This is a genomic window from Streptomyces sp. NPDC005774, assembly GCF_042871645.1.
GTDB classification, from domain to species: domain Bacteria; phylum Actinomycetota; class Actinomycetes; order Streptomycetales; family Streptomycetaceae; genus Streptomyces; species Streptomyces pratens.
In genome coordinates this window covers 25,818-46,316 of the sequence record NZ_JBIAIV010000015.1, presented here as the reverse complement: position 1 = coordinate 46,316, position 20,499 = coordinate 25,818, and the positions used below count along the sequence as shown (strand labels likewise).

Here is a 20,499-nt window from a genome sequence, read left to right as displayed (position 1 = left end):
CCACGGTTCACGGAGGGGAATGGGGTGCATGGGGTGCACACGGGGTGCACGGGGCGCTCTTGGCACTCATGCCCGCCTCGCGCGCCCGGTGCGGGATGCACAGCACCCGTCGGCTGCGGCGACATTAACCATTGGGTTTACACGACGTCAACGAAGTGAACATCCTGAAAAACAATGCAGGGAGAGCGATTCGGGCACGTCAGGCCCGGCCCGGCGGCTACCGTCGGACAGGGCGGCCCGTGCGGGCTCCAGCTGAAGCATGAATCGCGTGCATGTCGATCCATGTAAATCATTCATTTGCTGGATGTAAGACCGGCCACTTCACTGGGGGCATGACTCCTCCCCCTGCCTCCGACGTCGACCTTTTCGCCGACGACGTCCTGGTCGACCCCTACCCCGTCTACGCCGAACTGCGAGAGCTGGGCCCCGTCGTCCACCTCCGTAAGAACGACGTCTACGCGCTGACGCGGTACGACGTCATCCGTGACGCACTGGCGGACTGGGAGTCGTTCTCCTCGACCTCGATCGCCTTCAATCCGATGGCCAACGAGGCGATCACCGGCACCTCGCTCGCGTCCGACCCGCCGGTGCACACCCAGCTGCGCGCCACGCTCACCGAGAACCTCTCCCCGCGCGCGCTGCGCGGCATGAAGGGGCAGATCGAGGCGAAGGCGGACGCTCTCGTCGCCGAGCTCGTCGAGAAGGGTTCCTTCGAGGCGATCGACGCCCTCGCCCGGGCGTTCCCGCTGGAGGTCGTCGCGGACCTGATCGGCTTCGAGGGCCACGTGCGCGACAACATGCTGCGCTGGGGGCAGGCGGCCATGCAGGTCCTCGGCCCGATGAACCAGCGCACGGCCGAGAACTTCCCCATCGCCGGCGAGCTCTACGGATGGTGCTCCGAGGTCAAGGCCGAGGACCTGGCCGAGGGCTCCGTGGGCCGCGGCATCTTCGACGCCGAGGCACGGGGCACCATCCCGCCGGGCACGGCCGGCCACATCATCCACCAGTACCTCGGCGCCGGCGTCGACACCACCATCGCGGCGATCGGCAACGTCGTCGCCCTCTTCGGCTCGCACCCCGACCAGCTCGACCTGGTCCGCGAGGACCCGTCGCGGGTGCCGGCGGCGTTCAACGAGGTGCTGCGCTTCTGGGCGCCCATCCACGCCTGGGGCCGACGCGCCACCAAGGACGTCGACATCGACGGGACCGTCATCCCGGCGGGCGCGCAGATCGCGATCCTGCTCGGCGCAGGAAACCACGACGCCCGGCACTACGAGAACCCGGACTCCTTCCTCGTCGAGCGCAATCCGGTCGACCACCTCTCGTTCGGCTACGGCCCGCACGGCTGCGCGGGCCAGGGGCTCGCCCGCCTGGAGGCCCACGCCGTGATCGAGGCGCTCTCCCGGCGCGTCAAGCGCCTCGTCGTCGGACCCGAGGTCCGCGTTCCCAGCAACACCACCCGGAGCATCGAAGAGCTCCCCGTCCTGGAGGTGATCCCCGCATGAAGATCGTTCTTGACCGTCCCCGCTGTGAGGGCCACGGCCTGTGCGAGGAGGCCGCCCCGCAGCTCATGCACCTCGACGACGACGGCGAGCTCGTCCTCGACCGCGAAGAGGTCGACGGGGCCGACGTCGCCCTGGCGAACGCCGCCGCCCGCGTGTGCCCGGTCGCAGCGCTGAGGGTCGTATGAGCACCGGCACCGTGAACCGCGTCGTCGTCGTCGGCAACGGGATCGCCGGGCTCACCGCGGCCGACACGCTCCGCGAGGCCGGCTTCGACGGCGAACTGACCGTCGTCGGCGACGAACAGCACCCGGCGTACAGCCGCCCGGCCCTGTCGAAGGCGCTCCTGCTCGACGGCGACGACCTGTCGTCGCACGAGCTCCCGCCGACCGGCCACGGGGCGACCGAGCTCCTGGGCGTCCGCGCCACCGGACTCGACCTCGACCGCCGGCTGGTCACGCTCGACGACGGTACGGATCTGCCGTACGACCGCGTCGTCCTCGCCACCGGCTCCCGGGCGCGACGGCTGTCCGACCTTCCCGAGGAGCTCACCCTGCGCGGGCTCGACGACGCCCTCGCTCTGCGGAAGCGGCTGGCGGGCCGGCCGTCGGTCGTCGTGGTCGGCGGAGGCCCGCTCGGCATGGAGATCGCCTCGGGGTGCCTGGCCGCCGGCTGCCGGGTCACCCTCGTCTCCCAAGGGGCCCCACTGATCCTCCAGCTCGGTCCGCACCTCGCCGGCGTCTTCGTCAAGGCCGGACTGGACCTGGGGCTCACCATCGTCGAGACCGAGCTGGCACGGCTGGAACGGCGTGGGGAAAGCACCCGGGTCGTCCTCCACGAGGGCGCGGTCCTCGAGGCGGACATGCTCATATCCGCCGTCGGCGACCTACCCAACACGGAGTGGCTCGCGGACACGGGTCTCGCGGCGAAGGGTGCCATCGCGGTCGACTCGCGCGGGCTCGTCCGCCCCGACGTCGCGGCCGTCGGCGACCTCGCGGCCGTCCACACTCCGAACGGTCTGCGCCGCGTCCCCTTCTGGAGCAGCGCGATCGAACAGGCGAAGGTCGCCGCGAGGGCTCTGGTCCGGGGCGACGAGGCGCCACCGCTCCAGTTCCAACCGTACTTCTGGACCGAGCAGTTCGGACTGACCCTCAAGGCGGTGGGCCATCTGCCGCTGGAAGGAGAACCCGAGTACGTCGACGGGGAGCCCGGTGGCGGGCCGGCGCTGATGCGCTGGTCGCAGGACCACGGCAGCGGTGTGGCCGCGGCGCTCAACTACCGGATCCCCATTCCCCGGCTGCGCCGTATGACTCAGGCGGCCGCGTAGGGTCGGTTCCATGGGCGACGGAGAAGAGGGCATCACGGGTTCGGGACTGGACCGGCTGGCGTCGGTCAACCTCAACCTGCTGGTGCCCCTTCTCGCGCTCCTCGAAGAGCGTTCGGTGACCAAGGCGGCGCAGCGGGTCGGTCTGTCGCAGCCGGCGATGAGCCACGCCCTCACGAGAATGCGACGGCTGCTGGGTGACGAGCTCGTCGTCCGGCAAGGGACGGGCGTGACGCTGACCCCGCGCGCCCTGGAGCTGATCCCACCGCTGCGCAGTGCGCTGCAACAGGCGGCACACATCGTGAACTTCCCCTACTTCGACCCCGCCACGGACCGGCGCGTCATCACGGTCGCCCTGACGAACAGCACCGCGTTCGTCATCGGCCCCCCACTGACGCGGCTCCTTGCCGAACGCGCCCCTCATGCCACGCTGCGCCTGCGGACGATCACGGTCCCGACCGAGGCCACCTTCACCGACATGGGCGTCGACGTCGTACTGATCTCCGAGGGGCACTTCTCGCCGTACCCGCGCGAGCGGCTGTACAACGACCGCTGCGTGGTGGTGGCCTCACCGGACACGCCACCGGAAGCGAGCGCGCTCGACCTCCTGACCACCCAGCCGCACATCGTCGTCGACACCGACCGGCGGGTCTTCCCGTATTCCGTGCTCGAGGAGAAGGGCATCCCTTACCGCGTCGGCCAGTTGAGTTCCGACTTCCTGCTCGTCCCCTTCCTCGTCGCCCGCGCGGGCGGGGTCGCGCTCTTCCGCTACCAGGTGGCCGCCACCATGCGGACCCTCACCGACCTGCGGATCGAGGAGTTCCCGTTCCCGCTGCCCGGCCTGGGGATCGACATGGTCTGGAACCCCCGACTGGCCGACCAGTACTTCATCGAGTGGCTCCGGGCGCTGCTGTTCGACGCCGCGGCGCAGCTCTGACGCGGACTGTTCCCGACCGGAACGCCGGCCGGACCGTGCGTCACCATGAGCAGGACGCGCGGGGGAATGTTCCGGCCAGGCGGCCGCGCGCCACGTCGAGCGTGGTCGAGCCAGATGCCCACGCTCCTCACCCTGGCCGGCCGGGTGCTGCGGGTGACGGTGACTCCGCCTTGCCCCGGCCGGCTCGGTACGGCCCTCACGCCTTGTGCTGCATGGTGCTCCGTGCGGGATTGCCCTGCTCGGCGGCCTTGGGGTCCTTCTCATGGGCCTTGGCCCGTACCCCGTCCGCGATGCGCTTGCCGATGTTCTCGTCGATGTTGGACCAGTACGTGAAGGCCCGCTCGAGGACGGGTTCGGTGACGCCGTTGAGGAGGTGTCCGACGACGTTGTCGACCAGGCGGTCGCGGGCGGCGTCGTCCAGGACCTCGCGCACCAGGGTGCCGGGCTGCCCCCAGTCGTCGTCCTCCGGGTGGGAGACGTAGGCGGCGCGGGTGATCTCGCCGTCGGCCTCCCAGCTGGGCGGGCTGCCGTAGCGGGCGGTGTCTGCCGCGGGGCCGCCCTTGGAGTTCGGCGCGTAGACCGGATCCGTCGTCTTCCGGTAGGCCATCGCCCCGTCCTTGGAGTAGGTGTGGACGTCGACGACGGGCGCGTTCACGGGGAGCTGCTGGTAGTTGGTCCCGAGACGGGCGCGGTGGGCGTCCGCGTAGGAGAACAGCCGGGCCAGGAGCATGCGGTCCGGGCTCGGTCCGATGCCCGGGACCAGGTTGTTGGGCTGGAAGGCCGCCTGCTCGATCTCGGCGTGGTTGTCGGTCGGATTGCGGTCGAGCGTCATCCGGCCGACCGGGATGAGCGGGTAGTCGCCGTGCGGCCACACCTTGGTGAGGTCGAACGGGTTGAACCGGTACCCCACGGCGTCCTCGTACGGCATGACCTGCACGTGCAGGGTCCAACTGGGGAATTCGCCGTCGCGGATGTGCTCGAACAGGTCCCGCATGTGGTAGTCCGTGTCCACCGCCGCCATCTGGTCGCCCTCGTGCTGGGTGAAGAACTCGATGCCCTGATCGGTCTTGAAGTGGTACTTCACCCAGAACCGCTCGCCCTCGGCGTTGATCCACATGTAGGTGTGGGAGGTGTAGCCGTTCATGTGGCGCCAGGTCCGCGGAATGCCCCGGTCTCCCATGAGCCAGGTGACCTGGTGCGCGGATTCCGGGGAGAGGGTCCAGAAGTCCCACTGCATGTCGTTGTCACGCAGGTTGTTGTCCGCGCGGCGCTTCTGGGAGCGGATGAAGTGCTGGAACTTCATCGGGTCCTTCATGAAGAAGACCGGCGTGTTGTTGCCGACCATGTCGTAGTTGCCTTCGCTGGTGTAGAACTTCACCGCGAAGCCGCGCGGGTCGCGCCAGGTGTCCGGGCTGCCGCGCTCGCCGGCCACGGTCGAGAAGCGAATGACCAGGTCGGTGCGGACGCCCGGCTGGAACAGGGCCGCCTTGGTGTACGCGCTGACGTCGTGCGTCACCTCGAAGTGGCCGAAGGCCCCGCTTCCCTTGGCGTGTGGCTGGCGCTCGGGGATCCGCTCCCGATTGAACTGCGCCATCTGCTCGATCAGATAGGCGTCCTGCAGAAGGATCGGGCCCCCGGGTCCTACGGTGAGCGAGTGTTCGTCGCTCTCGGCGGGAGCGCCCGAGTCGGTCGTGGTGGCGGGTCGGATCTCCGTCATGGCTCTGCCTTTCGTCTCGTGGCTGCGACGAGCCGGCTGTTCCGGCACCGGTGCGCGAACGCGCGACCAGCGAAGTGGGCGGGGCACTCCCCGCCCGCATTCGTGGCACGGACGCGCCTGAGCGGTCCTCGGCAGCTCCTCGGCAGCTCCTCACCAGCACGTCTCGGTTCCCGGAGCCGGGTTCACCCGGAACAGCCGCGGTAAACGCCCTCACTCGGACAGAGCGACCGGGATGCCGCTCCCTGCCCGATCGGATCCGCCCTGACGACACCTGGTCACCGGTCCGGCCCGAGGGACGAGCGGTGGGCACGGGTGGAGCCGTTGCTCCCGTCGGCCAGGGCGGATCCCGAACCGTACGCAGTGCTCCAGCAGCGGCGGGCGCGGAGACCGAATTCAAGAATCGTCGCAATAATTCCGTTTTGCGTCGATATTAGATGATTGCCGAGAGTTTCGGAGGGTGCGCTCCAGCCAAGGTTCTTGCGGGGTCTGCTGCTGGAGGCGGCGGAGCGTCGTCCTGCGTACCGGGTGAGCACCGCCCGCCGTCGAACGGCCCCCCGTGCCGACGCGGTTCCCCGCCCCGCCCGAGCGGATCGGCGCCGGGGCGGGTTCGGCGGCGCCTCCGTCGGCCGGTGCCGCGCGCCACTGGCCCCTGCGGGGCCCCGCGGATGGTTGACGCACGCTTTTCCCGGGGACTCGGGGAACTCGAAAGCCCGCGGTGGCGGCCTCCGATTCCGCGGCCACGGCCCGCGAAAGCCGGAAAGAAGGTGACGTGATGAGCAAGACCACCCCCTCACAGGCCGAGGGCGCGCCCGAGGAAGAACAGCTCACGGAGCCGTACCGGACCACTCCCTCACAAGCGGAGGGAGAACGGGATGAGGAGGAACAGCTCACGGAGCCGTACCAGACCACTCCCTCGCAAGCGGAGGGAGAACGGGACTAGGAGGGTGAACCGCCTGGACAGGTACCGCTCCAGATAGACCAGCGCGGCAGCCTGAAACTCGGTGGGACCGAGGGAGGTCGGTCCGATACCGGCGTTCCCTTCGGGCGGGATCCGTTTGCCGAAGTTTCGCCGTACCTCGCCCAGCACGTCCGCGTACCGCTGGATCACGGAGCCCCCTCCATACCTGCTTCCCCCTCCGTTTGCACCATCTGCCGGCCGGTCCTCCCGTACCGGCCCGATATGCGGCATCCCGCAGGTTCGTCCTGGCTTTCATCTCCCGTTGCCGCAGGTCAGCCCGGCAGACGGGAGCAGTGGATCCGCATAGATCATGATGGGTCTTCGGGATTTCTGAATAACCATCATGATCCCTACCCAGACACACAGGCCGAGAGTGACGAGGTGCCTGGTCAGACCCCATGCCGGAAACCGAGGGGCACGGCGAACTCGCGGGATGTTGCACAAACACGCTGTTCGGGCTGTGATGACTCGACCTGGTCGTGGGCCTGCCCGTCGCCGGCCTCGCGGTGCGCGAGGGCATCGAATCCTGGCGCGGTGAGGAATGCGGCTGCTGACACCGCCCGGGTAAGCCGGACCTCCGCGCCCAAGGGCCCTCGCCGCCGGGTCTGAACGAACCGCCGGTGGGGCCGGCCTGTCTCCAGACCACGGTCGGAGTTCGCAGGCCGGTCGTCGGCGGGGGGCGGCCCGAGCGGCCCCTTCTCCGGCCACCCCGCGCTGCGGGAGGGTGGTGAGCAGGCAAGGCTCGGTGGCCTTCGGTGACGCATGCTGGAGGTGGGGCTTGCCCGAGGAAGGTGATCGGCATGATGTGGTACGACGGCGGCTGGGGCTGGGGCGGCTGGTTCTTCATGGCCATCTTCATGGTGCTGTTCTGGGCGCTGGTGATCGCCGGTGTCGTCGCGCTTGTCCGCTACCTCGCGGGCAGCCATCACGGCCACCAGGGCGGCCCGCCTCCCTCCTCCGGTGAGCCCGGGTGGAGAAGCAGGCGAGCGGAGGACCTGCTCGCCGAGCGGTTCGCCCGCGGGGAGATCGACGAGGACGAGTACAAACGCCGGCTCGCGCTGTTGCGGGAGCACCGGTGAGCGCGAACCGGCCGCGCGGGAGGTTGCTGGCCGCCGGGGCGGTCGCCGCACTGGTGCTGGGCATCGCGACCACCCTGCTGTTCGCCGCCACCGGCGCCTTCCGCGGCAGTGCGCCGGCAGCCTGGCGAGCGCCGGGGGCGCACTGCAGTTCGCCTGCTCTGCAAGGACACCTGATGGATGTGACCGTGGGGGACATGGGTCCGGGCATGATGGGCCGTCCCCACTGGCGCACCCCGGGCCCCGGCCGGCAGGGCATGGGCATGATGTATCTGCGCGCCACGCCGAGCACGGTCCCGGCCGGCAAGGTGTCGCTGCGGGCGGTCAACGTTGGCGCCCTCCCACACGAGGTGATGGTGCTGCCCCTGTCGGCAGGGCAGGCCGCAGGGGAACGCCCCACCCGAGCTGATGGGCGGGTCAATGAGGCGGGGAGCCTGGGCGAGGCGTCACGCAGCTGCGGTGCGGGGGCCGGGCACGGCATCGCGCCCGGCGCGATGGCCTGGACCACGGTGACGTTGCAGCCCGGCCGCTACGAGTTGCTCTGCAACTTCCCCGGCCACTACATAGCCGGCATGTACACCGAGCTGGACGTCACACGGTGACCACGGCGAGGACCAGCGCAGACACTGAAGCGCCTGAACGCGGGACTTCGACCGGAACGCCTGACTCGACCTACTTTGACGGAGAGGGTGGCCGGGTCCCATCGCCTCGAGTCCGACTTCGGCACATCGTTGAACACAGGTCGGCCAACGCGGCAGAACCAGATGACCTGCGGGAACATCCGTGGACACCCGGGACCGATGGCGACGGCAGTGTTCCGTGCCCGCGCCGCGCCTCTCGGGGCGCACTTCAGCAAGCTCCCCGTCCCAGGTCCGCCAGCAGGTCGTCCAGCACCACTTCCTCCTCGACCCGGACACCGCACTCGGCGAGAGCGACGGCCAGGGCCGGATCCCACGGCGTCGCGGCGGGCGGTCCTGTCAGGTTCGGGGCTTCGGTCACCCGGGCCGCTGCCGCGCGGTAGTGGGCGGCCGTGTAGCGCCACGGCCGCCAAGGGACGCTTCGTCCCAACGCCGCGGCGATACGCACACCGCCCCAGTCGAAGTCGCCGTGGTAGAGAAGGCCGGCTCCCTGCGCGGCCAGGCCCCGCAACAAGGTGAGGGCGGCGGCCGACGGCTGCCCCTGGAGGCACACCAGGGGCGGACACGCCGGGCCGAAGGCGTCGGCGGCCGCGGACAGCACGGCCGGGTTCTCACAGACGTGGACGGTTTCGGTCGTCGCGGCGGGGGCGACCGGTGTGTGACGGGTGAGAGAGCGGAGCGTCAGTACCGTGGGCTCACCCGCGTCGGCCATCCAGTCGAGTGGCGGGATACCGCGCAGGTTGAGGATGAGGACGGTCGAGGACAGGTCGTCCATGAGCAGCCCCGCCGAGGCCCACGCCTCCCGCCGCCATCGGGCACCGGCGCCGTCGGGAAAGCCGGTGAGGGAACGGAGCCCGGACAGGACGAGAGTGGCGAGCGGAGTCCCCTCGTCCAGGGCGTGGGCGCCGGAAAGGTTGCGTGCCGCGAACGTCGCGCGCGAGGTCGGAGGTGACACGGGCAGCGCGCGCAGCACACGCACGGCGGCTTCCACCAGAGGGCCGGCCGCTTCCGGCGTACGGACGAGCCGTCGTACGAGACCGTCCGCGCGGATCCGCTCCGTCCAGGGGGTCAGCTCGGCGTCCAGGGCGTCGAGCGGGGTGTACGCCTCTTCCCAGGCGCGTTCCTCCCGGTCCCGCGTCTCCGCGCGGAGTGGGACGGGGCCGGTGAGAGCCACCACGGCGGCCGCCAGCCCGTCGGGACTGACACCGGAGCGGCGCAGGACCGCGTCCACGGTGTCGAGGCGAACGCTCAGGGAACCACCGGCTCGTGGCGCCCGCCCCAGCAGGCGCTCGGCGGCCCGGCGTTGGGATGCGTCGGGGTCGGACAGGGTGACGGAGCCGGTGAGCGGCCGCCCGCGTGCCATGCGCTGCCGGGCACGGCCCACGAGCCAGGCGAGGCCGGGATCACCGAGCAGACGACCGAGACGCTCGGCGTCGATGCCGATGTCGGCCTGGTCTCCGGCCGGCGGCGGCGCGGCGTCCCCGGCCAGTGACGGAGAGGCGTCCCCGACCGGCGGCAGTGCGGCGTCCCCGACCGGTGACGGGGCGGCCGGCGTCGCCTCCACGACGGCATCGTCCGCCGGTGTCTCCTGTCCGGCCGCCGTCCGAATTCCGGAGCTCCGGCCGCCGCGGGCAGGCGGAGTCGCCGCAGGATTCACGTCCACGGGGATTCCGGTCCGCCGGTGTCGTCGGCGACGGCGATCCGCACCGGCCCACCCCGGGCATCCGCCGGCCCCCCGGGCGCCTCACCCGGGGTGCCGGCAGGGGAGGCCGCCGTCGACGCGTCCGCCCGTGCACCGGGCTCCGTGCCGCGCCGCCGGTCGCTGCCGTCCCACTCCCACCGCGTGACCAGTACGGCGTCGATGTCGTCGACGCGCGAGAGCTGGGCGATGGCGATGCCGGGCACCTGCGGGTAGCAGGCCCACTCGCGTTCACTGGTCATGACGACGTCGAGGTCGAAGGCGCGCAGCAGACCGAGGCACTTGGCGCGCGAGTCGTCGTCGACGCCGGCGAACGCCTCGTCCAGGGTGACCAGGCGCGGGGCATGGGCGCCGCCCGCGCTCGCGTAGTGGGAGGACGCGGCGGCGAAGAGGGGCACGGATGCGGCCAGTACCCGTTCCCCGCCCGAGGCGGGGCCGGTGGCCGGCACCCACTTGCCGTGCTGGTGGCGTTCGACGCCGAACTCGTGCCAGGCCCGGTAGTCGAGGGCGGCGGTGAGGTCCTCCAGCCAGCTGCCCACGCTGTCGTCGGCCTGCCGGCGGGCGATCTGCTCCTGGAGGAAGGAGCCGACCGCGGCCCGGTCCTCGAGCGACCAGGCGTCGGCGGACTGGCGCAGCCGTTCACGGGCCTGGGCCAGCCCCTGCGGGGCCCGGCGGGACGCTCTCCACACCAGTCGCAGCTTCATTCCCGTGGAGGTCGGGCGTTCCTCCAGTTCCCTGTTCATGACGTTCACCTGCCGTTCGGCCGCCCCGATCAGTTCCTGGAGCGTCCCGGCGACCTCGGTGATCAGATGGGTCTGCAGGATCTCGCGCTCGTGTGCGGACAGGATGCGGGTCAGTTCCGCGACCTCGACGGCCAGCGCCTCGGCGAGTTCGGGCACGGCCCGTTCCCGGCCCTGGTAGACGATGTCGACCCGCATGCCGTCCTCGCTCGGGCGGGCGGTGGCGGTGTGGCCGTGCCGCGACAGCGCGTCCTGGAGCCTGCCGAACTCCTCGCTCAGCCGTTTCTGCACACGTTCCCAGGCCGCGTCCGAGTCGTCGACCGAGGAGAGCCGGGACTCGACGGCGCGCGCGAGGGTGACGGCGGGGGTCGCCGCCCACGTCCCCGCGTCGTCGTCCGGTACGGGGAGGTCGGGCAGCGCGACGGCGAGCAGTCCCGTCGAGGCGAACCGCTGGAGCGCCGCGACGGCTTCCTCACGCGCGGCGGTCGCCTCGGTGATGTCCTCGGCGAGCCGCTCGATGCGCCCTTCGGCGCGGCTGGCCCGCCGGTCGGCGTCACCGTGGTCCGCCTGCGCCTGCCCCTGTTCGCTCTCGCAGGCGCGGACCGCCTCGGCCGTCTCCTCCAGCTGCCGTTGGAGCTCGGCGACGGCCGCTCCGACGGTGGAGCGGAGTGTCGTGAGGTGTTCGTCCGCCGCCGCGGCGACCCGGGCCGTCTGTGTCGCACGCTCCGCGAGTTCGGACACGAGGGCTTCGGCCCGGCGGGTCTCCGCCTGCTCGCCGGTCACCGCGCGCCCGGCGTCCGCGCGTTCGCGCAGCGCGGGCCACAGGGCCGCCAGGAGAGCGGTGTGGTCGGCGAGCGCCTGGCGCACGGCGCCCAGTGCCGTGCGGTCGACGGGGAGGTGCAGGGCGGTCGCGGTCTCGGCGAGTTCGGCCGCCGCGCGGTCGGCCTGTTCCGCCGCCAGGGCCAGTTCCGCGGCCCGTTCGTCCTGCCGGGCGCGGGCCCGGTGGGCCGCGTCGGCCGCGGCGGTGACGCGTGCGTGTGCGTGGCGCAGGTGGTCGTCGCCCGGCAGCGCGGCGAGTTCGGCGTCGAGCACGGCGCGGCGCTCGGCCACGGCGCGGGCCTCCTCGGCCAGTTTTTCCCGTTCCGCCGCCAACCCGTCGATTTCGGTGCGCAGTTCGCCGATCCGGGTACGGCGTGCCTGTTCCCGCGCTCCTTCTCCGACGTACTGGGCGCTGTCCTTGGCCCAGCTTCCGGTGAGCGCGCCGACCCGGAAGTGCCCGTCCGCGCAGACCCAGGTGTCGTGGCCGCCGGCCTCCCAGGAGGCCCCCTCGGGACCGTCGCCGGTCCCCGCGGCCAGCCCGATCGAGGCGAGCAGGCGCGCGACCGTCTCCTCCCCCACGGCGGCGGCCCCCGCGTCCGCCGGGTCGACCGCCGGGCACAGCGCGCGGTCGAGGCCTGCCCCGCCGAGCAGCCCGGCCGGGTCGAGCAGCACGTCATGGCCGTCCGCCGCGACCGCGGAGCCGTCCGGCCGTACCCAGGCGTCGAGGAGCCCCGAGGCTTCCAACGCGGCTTCCAGTCCCGCGCGGTCGGCCTCGGTGACGTGCGCTCGGAAGTCGACGAGCCGCCACAGCGGGGCGCCGGGGCCCCGGTCCCGTACGTCGGGCGTGCGTGTGTGGGGTGCCGCCGGGCCGCGCTCCCCGCCGGTTTCGAGGGCGGTCAGTTCTTCCAGCGCCAGCCGCTGCCGCTCCGCCGTCGCCGCCTCGCGGTGGGCCAGCCCGGCCGCCCGGTCGGCCAGGCGGGAGGCGGCGGTGCGATGTGCCTCGGCCGCCGCCGTACGCGCCGGCAGCGGGCCGTCGAGACCGCTCACCCAGTCCTGTACGGCGTCCAGCACCCCCGGCAGTCCGGGCATCCGCAGTTCCACGCACCCGGAGAGGTGCTCCCGCACAGCCGTGACGAGCGCCTGCCCCGCTCCGGTGACGTTCTCCTGTGCCTCGGCCAGCCGCTCCCCGCCGTGCACGGCCTCCTCGTCGGCCTCGTCGGCGCGCAGGCGGGCGGCCCCGCGCCGCTCCTCGGCGCGCTCGGTCCGGGTGGCGAGTTCCGCCACGTGCTCGACGGCGCGCCGCCTGCCCGCCGTCGTCTCGTCCGCCTCGCGGCGCAGGACCGGTTCGGGGTCTCCCTGCGTCCTGGGGACATCGATCCGGGCCGCGGCGGCGCTCTCCGCCACACGGTCCTGGACGTCGTCGAGGGTCTCCTGGGCGGCCGTGAGCCGGTTGCCCGCGGTGCCGAGCCGGCCCAGGGCCCGGGTGTGCGCCTCGGCCGCCGTCCGCCGGTCCCCCTCGGCCCGCGTCAGCTCTCCGGCCGTGCGGGAGGCGTCGGCCGCCGCCCGGTCGAGGGCGCGGGCGTCGCGCATCTCGGGCCCGGACCGCAGTGCGGCGTCCTGGGCGGCCAGCCGCGCGGCCCGTTCGCCGAGTGCGGCGCTCCTCGCACGGGCCTCCTCCCGGTCCGCCATGGCCTGGTCCCGGTCCGTCTGCGCCTTGAGGAGTTCCCGCTGGAGGTTCTCGTACCGTGCGTGTTCGCGGCGGGGCAGGCGCGCACGGCGCCGGGAGGCGAGACGGGCGTAGCGCCGGTAGTGGTCGAGGAACGCCGAGGAGGCCTGTTCGGCCTCGCGGGCCGCCCGCAGTTCCTCCTTCTCCTCGTCCAGCGACCGGAACGCCTCCGCCGCGTCGGCGACGACGGCCTGGTCCATCGGCGGCAGCGCCTCGGTCAGCGCCCGGGACAGGGCGGCTTCGCTCGGGCGCTTGGACAGCTGGGGCTGGCGCAGCTGGATCAGGAGGTCGACGAGGGCACCGTAGCGCCGCTCCCCGAGCCCGAAGAGGGCTTCGTCGACGGCTCTGCGGTACGTCTTCGCCGTGTCGTACACCATGCCGTGGCTGCCGACGGCCTCCGCGAGCCGGTCCCGGGACAGCGCCGTCCGGGTCGCGTCCAGCAGGTCGAGACCGGCGCCGACGCGCTGGTCCGTCACCGCGAACCAGTGGCGGGCGATGCCGCGCCCGGCGACCGCCTTCAGCCCGCACAGCAGGGTGCGGAAATGCGCCTCGCCCGTGGTGTCGTCGAGCCGTCCGAACTCGATCCAGGTGTAGCCGAGGCGTTCGGGGTGCGGGTGTGCGCCGCCCAGGAGCAGGTTCCACTCCATGCGCTTGCCCGGGTCGCCGTCGGGTTCGACGCGGCGGGCGGAGAGGTCGCCGTCCAGGAGGAACGGCAGGGTGAGGGCGAGCACCTTCGACTTGCCGGTGCCGTTGTTGCCCCGCAGCAGCAGCCGGCCGTCGCGGAACCAGAACTCCTCGACGTCGTAGTGGAACAGGTCGACGAGCCCGATGCGCAGGGGCCGCCACCGGCCGGGGGCGGGGCTGGGGAGAGCGGGGGCCAGGGGCATGTCCGGCGCGTTCACAGGGTGGTTCACCTTTCGTGCTGCACGGTCGTGGAAGTCCGGCGGTTCCGTTCGGGTTCCCTCACGACGGGCTCGCCGACCGCATAGCGCGCGAGGGCCGGGCGGGGTACGACTCCCCGTTCGGTTCGCTCGGCGAGTCCCAGCGCCACCAGCTTCGTCAGCGCCTGCTCGACGAGTTCGGGCTCCGCGCCCGGCTCCCGCGCCGATTTGGACCAGAATCCGCCGTGTTCCGCGGCCAGTTCCCGTATGCGGAACGCCAGCTCCGCCGGTTCGACGGGCCTGCCCGCCCGCGCCAGGTAACCGGCCAGCAGCAGGGTGATGTGGCCGTGGGTGCCCTGTTCCGGCATGCGTACGTCCGTGAGATCGTCCATCGGGTCGACCATGGCGATGCCTTCGGCGCGGACCTCCGGGACGAGTCCGGTCAGTTCGTTGATGCGCGCCGTGATGAAGCCGCGCTGCCGGGTGAGGTAGGCCAGTTCCTCATCGGTGAGGCCGTCGTAGTAGAGCACCGGGTCGTCCAGGAGGACGCGGGTCAGTTTCCAGCGGATCGCGCGGAACCTGAGCTCGTCGCTGTCGAGGGCGGTCCGCGCGGTCATCTCCCCCAGGCGTTCCTCGAACTCCTCGGCCTCGACCAGCGAGGGGCCCCGCAAGGACGCCGGCATCCCTGCCAGCACGCGCCGCCGCACGTCGTACAGCACGTCGCCCGATCCGCTGACGTAGGCCTCCTCGTCGCCGGCCACCCGTCGCAGCACCCCGAGCCGCAGCAGCAGGCGTACGACGGCCGCGAGGTCGAGGCGCTCGTCGCGCCGTTCCAGGGTGAACGTGATCCCGGCGGCGACGAGTTCGGGGTCGGCGGCGGCCAGGACGACCTGTTCGGCGAGGCGTCCGAGGGCCACCTGCGACTCGCCCCGCTCCAGCACGGCCAGCGTCAGGCAGAGCAGGACGTAGCGACGCCGGGTGAAGGGCAGGGCACTGCGGGCGGCCTCGCGCGCCGGGTGCGTGGGATCGGTGAGGGTGCCCGGTGTCTTGCGCAGCCGTGCGGCGTCGGCGTCCGTGCGCAGCGTCCAGCCGACGTTGCGCTCGAACCACTCACGCAGTTCGGCGGTGTGCCGGCGCACCAGCCGGAACGCGTCGGAGTACGGGCCGTCGGCCGTGAGCAGCGGCTCCTTCAGCAGGGCGCGTGCGGCCTTCTGGAGGTCGGCCTGCCGCTGGCCGTCCAGGATCTCGGCGAGGGGGCCGCTCATCGGTCCTCCGTGAACCGGGGAGAGGCACCCTCTCGTGGGGCGGGGACGGGGACGGGTGCGGGTGCGGCGCGGTTACCGTGCCCCGCCGTGAGGTCGATGATGTCGATCAGGTGGTCGGGGCCGCTGAACACACCGTCGGGGGTGTGCACTTCGGCCGTCGATCCGTCGTCGAGCGCGGTCAGCCGGATCTCCATGGAGCCGTCCCCGCTGGTGGCTGCGGTGGTGGTCGTGCCCGGCCGCCAGGTGGCGAGCGCGTCGCCGAGCAGGCGCAGGAACAACTGGAAAGTGAGCGGGTCGAGTTCGCCGAGCCGGGACAGCCGCACCTGCCCGCCCGTCACGAGCCGGTCCCGTGCCCGCCGGGTCTCTTCCGTCTGCCGGGCGGCGAGCTCGGCGAGCCTGCGCTTCGCCTCGCCCCGGTCCGCCACCTTGCGGGGCTTGCCGCGTCGTTCGTAGCTGCCGGTCCGGCGCAGTTGGGGACTGATGCGCAGCGGTCGAGCCTCACTCCACGGGGTGGAGGCCGGCTCCGGTGAGGCCGCCCGCTCGGCGAGGGTGTCGGCGTCGACGGTGAGGTGCCGGGAGGAGTGCAGCCCGAACGCCACCCGCCACAGCCGGTGCCGCGCCGCGTCGTCCGGCGCCTGGGCGAACCAGCGCGCCAGCGTGCGGAAGTCGGCCGAGCGGTCGGACCGCCCGGCCCGCCGCTCGTTGAGCTGCCGTACCACCGCCAGGAGCTGCGGAATCGACCCGAGGGCCCGACCGCGCAGCAGCCTGGCCTGCGACTCCCGCCCCTCCCCCGACACGAACCACTGCGCGAGCCCCGACCACCGGGCGGACCACTTCTCGTAGGCCGCGGCCTCCGCGTGCCCGGCGTCCTCGGGAGCGGCGTCGGCGGACTCGCGAGCAGCGGCGAGCCGCAGCAGCGGCTCCACCCTCCCCTGCTCCTCCAGCTCCCCGATCAGCAGGGCGATCCGCCCGCCGAGGGTGATGAGGTCCTGGATGAACCGCTCCAGGTACTGGATCAGCCGGTCCTTGTACGCGAGGAACGCCTCGACCTCGATGTCGTGCAGGTCGATGGTCCGCTGCAGCGAGCCCATGAAGGCGCGGGCGTTGTCCGCGAGGTCGGTGAACCGCGCCGTCAATACGGACAGGGCGACGTACGCCTTGGCCGGGTCGGGCTCCTCCTCCGCGGCGATCACCAGGAGCGCCCGCAACTGCGTGACGATGTCGTGCAGCGCGACCGCCTGGAGCTCACCGCGCCGCCCCAGCACCTCGTCGTACGTCCCCAGCGCCGCCTCGGCGGCCTCACCGGCCCGGGTGAGCTGGTAGATGAAGCGCCTGCGGTAGAAGTCCTCGACCGCCGTCACCCGCGCGTGGTCCGGATCGGCCCGCAAGTTCCCCCAGTCCACGAGCTTGTCCAACGCCTGCGTCACCGCCTCGACGTCGGCGGGCCGGCTCCCCGCGTCCAGGGCCGCGTGCACGTCCTCCGGCCGCAGATGCACCGCGAACCGCTCCTTGGCGGTGAGGAAGGCGCGCATCACCTGCCGGTAGAGGGGGGCGTTGGGGACGGTGAGGTGGGCGAAGGGGGAGTAGTCGGCGGGGGCGGGACCAGCGGGGGCAGGGCCGGCGGGCTGTGAGAGTTCGGGCATCTGGGAGGTCTCGGAGGTCATCGTCAATCCATTGTTCCAAAACGGCGCCTGCGACTGTACGGGATGTCCAATTTTCGTGTGCCGGCCCGCTCACCTCTGGTGTTCATCCGCAGGGCGCGAGTGCGCTCGTCACCCACCACCGACCGGCTCACCCTCCGTCCGCCGTGGCAGGCAATCGCCCTCCGGACGCTCCCACCGGGCCTCCGGACGATCCCACCGGGCTCCGGTCAGACATGTCCGCGATCATGCGCTGTCAGGCCCGGGAAGCCGTCGCACACTCGGCCCGTACCGTCTCGCCGGACCGAGGCGGTCGCGTACGCCCCGGTCGACGGCGAGCGCGTCGACGAGGACCAGGCCACGGCCCCGGTTCTCGTCCGCGCCGAACCCCGCGCCCACCATGGTCGACGGCGCGGCCGCGCTCCCTAGCGGCCCGGACATACGGGGCCGGCAGGGGCAGGCCGGCGGCGAGGGTCGCAGAAGCGGGCCCGGTGTCAGCCAGTCGCCTCGCTCTTGTCACAAGGTCACTCCCCTTGGTACAAGCGGCCCAGATCGACGAGTTCCACATCGTTGCGCCGGCCGGCCTCGCGCCGGAGGTCGTTCGTGAAACCGGAGCGGGCGAAGATCAGGAGTTCGAGCAGGGCCCCGACCCTGGCGCTGGGCAGCAGCCCCCGCAGGTGCTCGAGGCGCTCGAGCTGCGGCAGTCCGACGGGCGTGGCGGTGCCCTTGGCCTCTCCGATCGCGGTGATCCGCTCGGTGCCGAAAGCCGGTGACTCCGCGACCACCAGGTCCAGTTCATGCCCGCGGCGGTGTTCCCGGCAGGCGATCTCGGTCGGGCGAACCCAGCTGGCCCGGCCACCCGAGGTCTCCGGTGCGGCGTGTTCGAAGCACCACTGCCGGGCGAGTTCCTCGAAATGTGGGCCGTAGATCTTTTCCGCGACCGTGTCGGCGCCGGCCGCCCACACCTGCTCGGCCGGGGTGTCCGGCCGAGCGCATGCGTGGACTCCTCGCCGCCTGATCCGACCAGCCACGTGGAGTGACGCTCGTTGGAATCCGCCTATCAGGGGCAGGCTCTTCCCGGTCGGTCGTCAGCCGTCCGCGGGGCGCTCGAGCACCACCTTGGGCAGTCGCCGGGCGAGCGGGGCGGGCAGCCACCAGGCCCACTTGCCGAGCAGTTGCATGACGGCGGGGACGATCAGGCAGCGGATGACCACCGCGTCCATCAGGATCGCCACGGCGAGGCCCAGCCCGAACTGCTGGAGCATCCGGTCGGGGCTCAGCATGAAGGCGGCGAACACCACGACCATGATGGCCCCGGCCGCCATGATCACCTTGCCGGTGGTGGCCAGTCCTTCCCGCACCGCGAGGGAGTGGTCCTTCGTACGCTCCCACTCCTCGTGGATCCGTGAGACCAGGAACACCTCGTAGTCCATGGACAGCCCGAACACGATGGCGAAGATCAGCACGGGGAGGAAGGCTTCGATCGGCCCCGGCTGCACCCCGAACCAGCCCTGCTGGAACACCAGGGTCATGGCGCCGAGCGCGGCGGAGATCGAGAGCAGGTTCAGCAGGGCTGCCTTGATGGGGATCAGCACCGACCGGAAGACCAGCATCAGCAGCAGCGACGACAGCCCGACGACGACGGCGACGAACAGCGGCAGCCGCTGCGAGACCGTGTCCGCGAAGTCCTGGGAGGCTGCGGTGGAACCGCCGACCAGGATCTCGGCCCCGGTGTCGCGCTCCAGCCCCGGGGCCACGTCATCGCGCAGGTGATGCACGAGATCGGTGGTTCCCTCGTCCTGCGGTGCTGTCTTCGGGAAGACGATCACGGTGGACAGGGTGCCGTCCTCGGAGGGCATCGCGGGGGTGGTCGCGACCACGCCCTCGGCCTTGGCCAGCTCGGACTGGACGCCCTTGCCGACGGCCTCGTCGCCCTGCACCAGGACGACCAGCGGACCGTTGAAGCCCGGACCGAAGCCCTCGGCGAGCAGGTCGTAGGCCTGCCTGGAGGTCGTGGTCCTCAGGTCGTTGCCCGCGTCGGCGAAGCCGAGCCGCATGCCCAGCGCCGGTGCGGACAGGGCCAGCAGGGCGAGGACGGCGACCAGTAGCGCCGACAGCGGACGGCGCTGCACGGCTGCGGCCAGGGCCCGCCAGCGGCGGCCTTCGACCTTGCCCTCGGCCGTGGCCTTGGCCGCGTGCTTCAGCACGCGGCGCTGGATGTGTTTGCCCACCACCGCCAGCAGTGCGGGCAGCAGGACCAGCGAGGCGGCCATGGTGGTCAGCACGGTCAGTGCCAGGGCGAGGGCCATGCCCTGCAGCGAGCCGAGGCCGAGCGCGACCAGACCCAGCAGGGCGATGATCACGGTGCATCCGGCGAAGAAGACCGTGCGACCGGCGGCGTCCAGGGCCCTACGGCCGGCTTCGGCCGGGTCGGCGCCGTCGGTGAGCTCGTGCCGGTAGCGGTAAAAGATCAGCAGGGCGTAGTCGACACCGACGCCGAGTCCGACGAGCATCGTGATGGGCGGCGTGAAGTCGGCGACGGTGAAGACGTGCGAGGCGAGAACGATCAGGCCGATGGCGGCGCCGACCGCGAAGAGGGCGGTGATCAGCGGTACGGCGGCCGCCACGACAGAGCCGAAGAGCAGCCCGAGGATGATCACGGCGGCCAGGATGCCGGCGAGTTCCGCGGTCGGGGCTCCCTTCTCCTGGGCGCCGCGCACGGCCTCGCCACCGAGCTCGACCTGGAGCCCGTCCGCCTCGGCACCCTTGGCGGTGTCGATGATCGCGGTGACGTCCTCCTCGGGCACGGCCTCGGCCTTGCCTTCGAGTGTCACGGTGGCGTAGCCGATCGTGCCGTCCTCGGACACGGCGGAGGCATCGGCGTACGGGCTGCGTACCTCGGCGACGCTCGGCAGCCCCTTCACCTCGGCCAGCATCTCCTCGACGGCGGCCTTGCGGCCGTCGATGCCCCGGCCGTCCTTCAGCACGATCTCGACGCTGTCGCCGGCCTGGGCGGAACCGTGCTTCTTGAACAGGTCGGTGGCGGCCTGGGATTCGGTGCCCGGCAGGGAGAAGTCGTTCTTGTACGCGGAGCCTGCGGCCTGCGAACCCAGCGTGACGGCGGCCAGGACGGCCACCCAGAGCAGCAGGGCGGCCCAGCGGTGACGCTGCGCCCAGACGGCCAGGGCGCCGAACCGGCCACCGCGCGGCCGATCGGGCCGGCCCGGTGCGGGCGGGGCAATGGACGAGGCTGCGCCGCGGGTGGGAGACATGGTGACTACCTCGGATTCGAGCGGGAATGGCCTGGCATAAGAAGTACGCCCACCACGGCGCCGCACAGCGTTGGCACGCCGACCGCCAGGGCGGTCGGCACACCGCCGAATCTCCAGGGCCAGGGCACCGGCGGCCGAGATCAGCAGAATTCCGGCAGCAGCCCGACGAGAGCGGCGTCGGCCCGTGCGGGGAAGCTTCACACCTTCCACACCCGCACCGAGGCCCGGATCAGGATCGCCACCTGGATCGCCGACCTCTACAACACCCGCCGCCTACACAGCGTGCGCGGGTTCAAGAGCCCGAT

At 72.0% G+C, this 20,499-nt stretch carries 14 protein-coding genes; 7 read left to right on the top strand and 7 right to left on the bottom strand.

Annotated elements, in window-relative coordinates:
* The first annotated feature begins 332 nt into the window (after positions 1–332).
* The 4 genes from ACFYQA_RS16220 to ACFYQA_RS16205 are packed head-to-tail and all read left to right on the top strand — an operon-like array spanning position 333 to position 3,763.
* Entirely contained in the window at positions 333–1,505 is a 1,173-nt protein-coding gene (locus tag ACFYQA_RS16220; protein ID WP_388917365.1) for a cytochrome P450, read from the top strand.
* Positions 1,502–1,690 (top strand): ferredoxin, encoded by a 189-nt coding sequence (locus tag ACFYQA_RS16215; protein ID WP_388917362.1) that lies wholly within the window; start codon positions 1,502–1,504, stop codon positions 1,688–1,690. The genes ACFYQA_RS16220 and ACFYQA_RS16215 overlap by 4 nt, the downstream gene beginning before the upstream one ends.
* Positions 1,687–2,829, top strand: coding sequence for an NAD(P)/FAD-dependent oxidoreductase (locus ACFYQA_RS16210; protein ID WP_388917359.1), 1,143 nt, complete (start codon positions 1,687–1,689; stop codon positions 2,827–2,829). Before ACFYQA_RS16215 ends, ACFYQA_RS16210 begins: the two co-directional genes overlap by 4 nt.
* 10 nt (positions 2,830–2,839) lie before the next feature.
* Positions 2,840–3,763 carry a LysR family transcriptional regulator gene (locus ACFYQA_RS16205; RefSeq protein WP_388917356.1) on the top strand — a complete coding sequence of 308 codons (924 nt, stop codon included), beginning with the start codon at positions 2,840–2,842 and terminating at the stop codon, positions 3,761–3,763.
* Positions 3,764–3,959: 196 nt separating this feature from the next.
* On the opposite strand, the gene ACFYQA_RS16200 is transcribed toward ACFYQA_RS16205, so the two are convergent.
* Positions 3,960–5,480: a catalase gene (locus tag ACFYQA_RS16200; protein ID WP_388917353.1), complete on the bottom strand. Its 1,521-nt coding sequence runs from the start codon at positions 5,478–5,480 to the stop codon at positions 3,960–3,962.
* A gap of 772 nt (positions 5,481–6,252) precedes the next feature.
* Here ACFYQA_RS16200 and ACFYQA_RS16195 point away from each other — a divergent pair.
* From ACFYQA_RS16195 to ACFYQA_RS16185, 3 genes are all read left to right on the top strand, one after another.
* A complete protein-coding gene (locus ACFYQA_RS16195) occupies positions 6,253–6,420 on the top strand; it encodes a hypothetical protein (RefSeq protein WP_386401788.1) in 168 nt (55 codons plus the stop codon).
* A gap of 818 nt (positions 6,421–7,238) precedes the next feature.
* On the top strand, positions 7,239–7,517 hold the full coding sequence (locus ACFYQA_RS16190; RefSeq protein ID WP_386401790.1) for an SHOCT domain-containing protein: 279 nt from the start codon (positions 7,239–7,241) through the stop codon (positions 7,515–7,517).
* On the top strand, positions 7,514–8,116 hold the full coding sequence (locus tag ACFYQA_RS16185; RefSeq protein ID WP_388917349.1) for a hypothetical protein: 603 nt from the start codon (positions 7,514–7,516) through the stop codon (positions 8,114–8,116). The genes ACFYQA_RS16190 and ACFYQA_RS16185 overlap by 4 nt, the downstream gene beginning before the upstream one ends.
* 247 nt (positions 8,117–8,363) lie before the next feature.
* On the opposite strand, the gene ACFYQA_RS16180 is transcribed toward ACFYQA_RS16185, so the two are convergent.
* The 6 genes from ACFYQA_RS16180 to ACFYQA_RS16155 all read right to left on the bottom strand — a co-directional run bounded on the left by ACFYQA_RS16180 (position 8,364) and on the right by ACFYQA_RS16155 (position 20,194).
* A complete protein-coding gene (locus tag ACFYQA_RS16180) occupies positions 8,364–9,716 on the bottom strand; it encodes a TIGR02679 family protein (protein WP_388917346.1) in 1,353 nt (450 codons plus the stop codon).
* An 89-nt stretch (positions 9,717–9,805) separates the two neighbouring features.
* Positions 9,806–14,038 (bottom strand): TIGR02680 family protein, encoded by a 4,233-nt coding sequence (locus tag ACFYQA_RS16175; RefSeq protein WP_388917342.1) that lies wholly within the window; start codon positions 14,036–14,038, stop codon positions 9,806–9,808.
* 8 nt (positions 14,039–14,046) lie between these two features.
* Positions 14,047–15,282 carry a TIGR02678 family protein gene (locus ACFYQA_RS16170; protein ID WP_388917339.1) on the bottom strand — a complete coding sequence of 412 codons (1,236 nt, stop codon included), beginning with the start codon at positions 15,280–15,282 and terminating at the stop codon, positions 14,047–14,049.
* Positions 15,279–16,946, bottom strand: coding sequence for a TIGR02677 family protein (locus ACFYQA_RS16165; protein WP_388917336.1), 1,668 nt, complete (start codon positions 16,944–16,946; stop codon positions 15,279–15,281). The genes ACFYQA_RS16170 and ACFYQA_RS16165 overlap by 4 nt, the downstream gene beginning before the upstream one ends.
* 500 nt (positions 16,947–17,446) lie before the next feature.
* Positions 17,447–17,953 (bottom strand): hypothetical protein, encoded by a 507-nt coding sequence (locus ACFYQA_RS16160; protein ID WP_388917333.1) that lies wholly within the window; start codon positions 17,951–17,953, stop codon positions 17,447–17,449.
* A 57-nt stretch (positions 17,954–18,010) separates the two neighbouring features.
* Complete coding sequence (locus ACFYQA_RS16155; protein WP_388917330.1) at positions 18,011–20,194, bottom strand: MMPL family transporter; 2,184 nt, start codon at positions 20,192–20,194, stop codon at positions 18,011–18,013.
* Between the last annotated feature and the right edge of the window lie 305 nt (positions 20,195–20,499).

Excerpts from the sequence above, each read along its gene's own strand:
- ACFYQA_RS16220 (WP_388917365.1), top strand. The coding sequence starts at position 333 with ATGACTCCTCCCCCTGCCTCCGACGTCGACCTTTTCGCCGACGACGTC.
- ACFYQA_RS16215 (WP_388917362.1), top strand. The coding sequence starts at position 1,502 with ATGAAGATCGTTCTTGACCGTCCCCGCTGTGAGGGCCACGGCCTGTGC.
- ACFYQA_RS16210 (WP_388917359.1), top strand. The coding sequence starts at position 1,687 with ATGAGCACCGGCACCGTGAACCGCGTCGTCGTCGTCGGCAACGGGATC.
- ACFYQA_RS16205 (WP_388917356.1), top strand. The coding sequence starts at position 2,840 with ATGGGCGACGGAGAAGAGGGCATCACGGGTTCGGGACTGGACCGGCTG.
- ACFYQA_RS16200 (WP_388917353.1), bottom strand. The coding sequence starts at position 5,480 with ATGACGGAGATCCGACCCGCCACCACGACCGACTCGGGCGCTCCCGCC.
- ACFYQA_RS16195 (WP_386401788.1), top strand. The coding sequence starts at position 6,253 with ATGAGCAAGACCACCCCCTCACAGGCCGAGGGCGCGCCCGAGGAAGAA.
- ACFYQA_RS16190 (WP_386401790.1), top strand. The coding sequence starts at position 7,239 with ATGATGTGGTACGACGGCGGCTGGGGCTGGGGCGGCTGGTTCTTCATG.
- ACFYQA_RS16170 (WP_388917339.1), bottom strand. The coding sequence starts at position 15,282 with ATGAGCGGCCCCCTCGCCGAGATCCTGGACGGCCAGCGGCAGGCCGAC.
- ACFYQA_RS16165 (WP_388917336.1), bottom strand. The coding sequence starts at position 16,946 with ATGACCTCCGAGACCTCCCAGATGCCCGAACTCTCACAGCCCGCCGGC.
- ACFYQA_RS16155 (WP_388917330.1), bottom strand. The coding sequence starts at position 20,194 with ATGTCTCCCACCCGCGGCGCAGCCTCGTCCATTGCCCCGCCCGCACCG.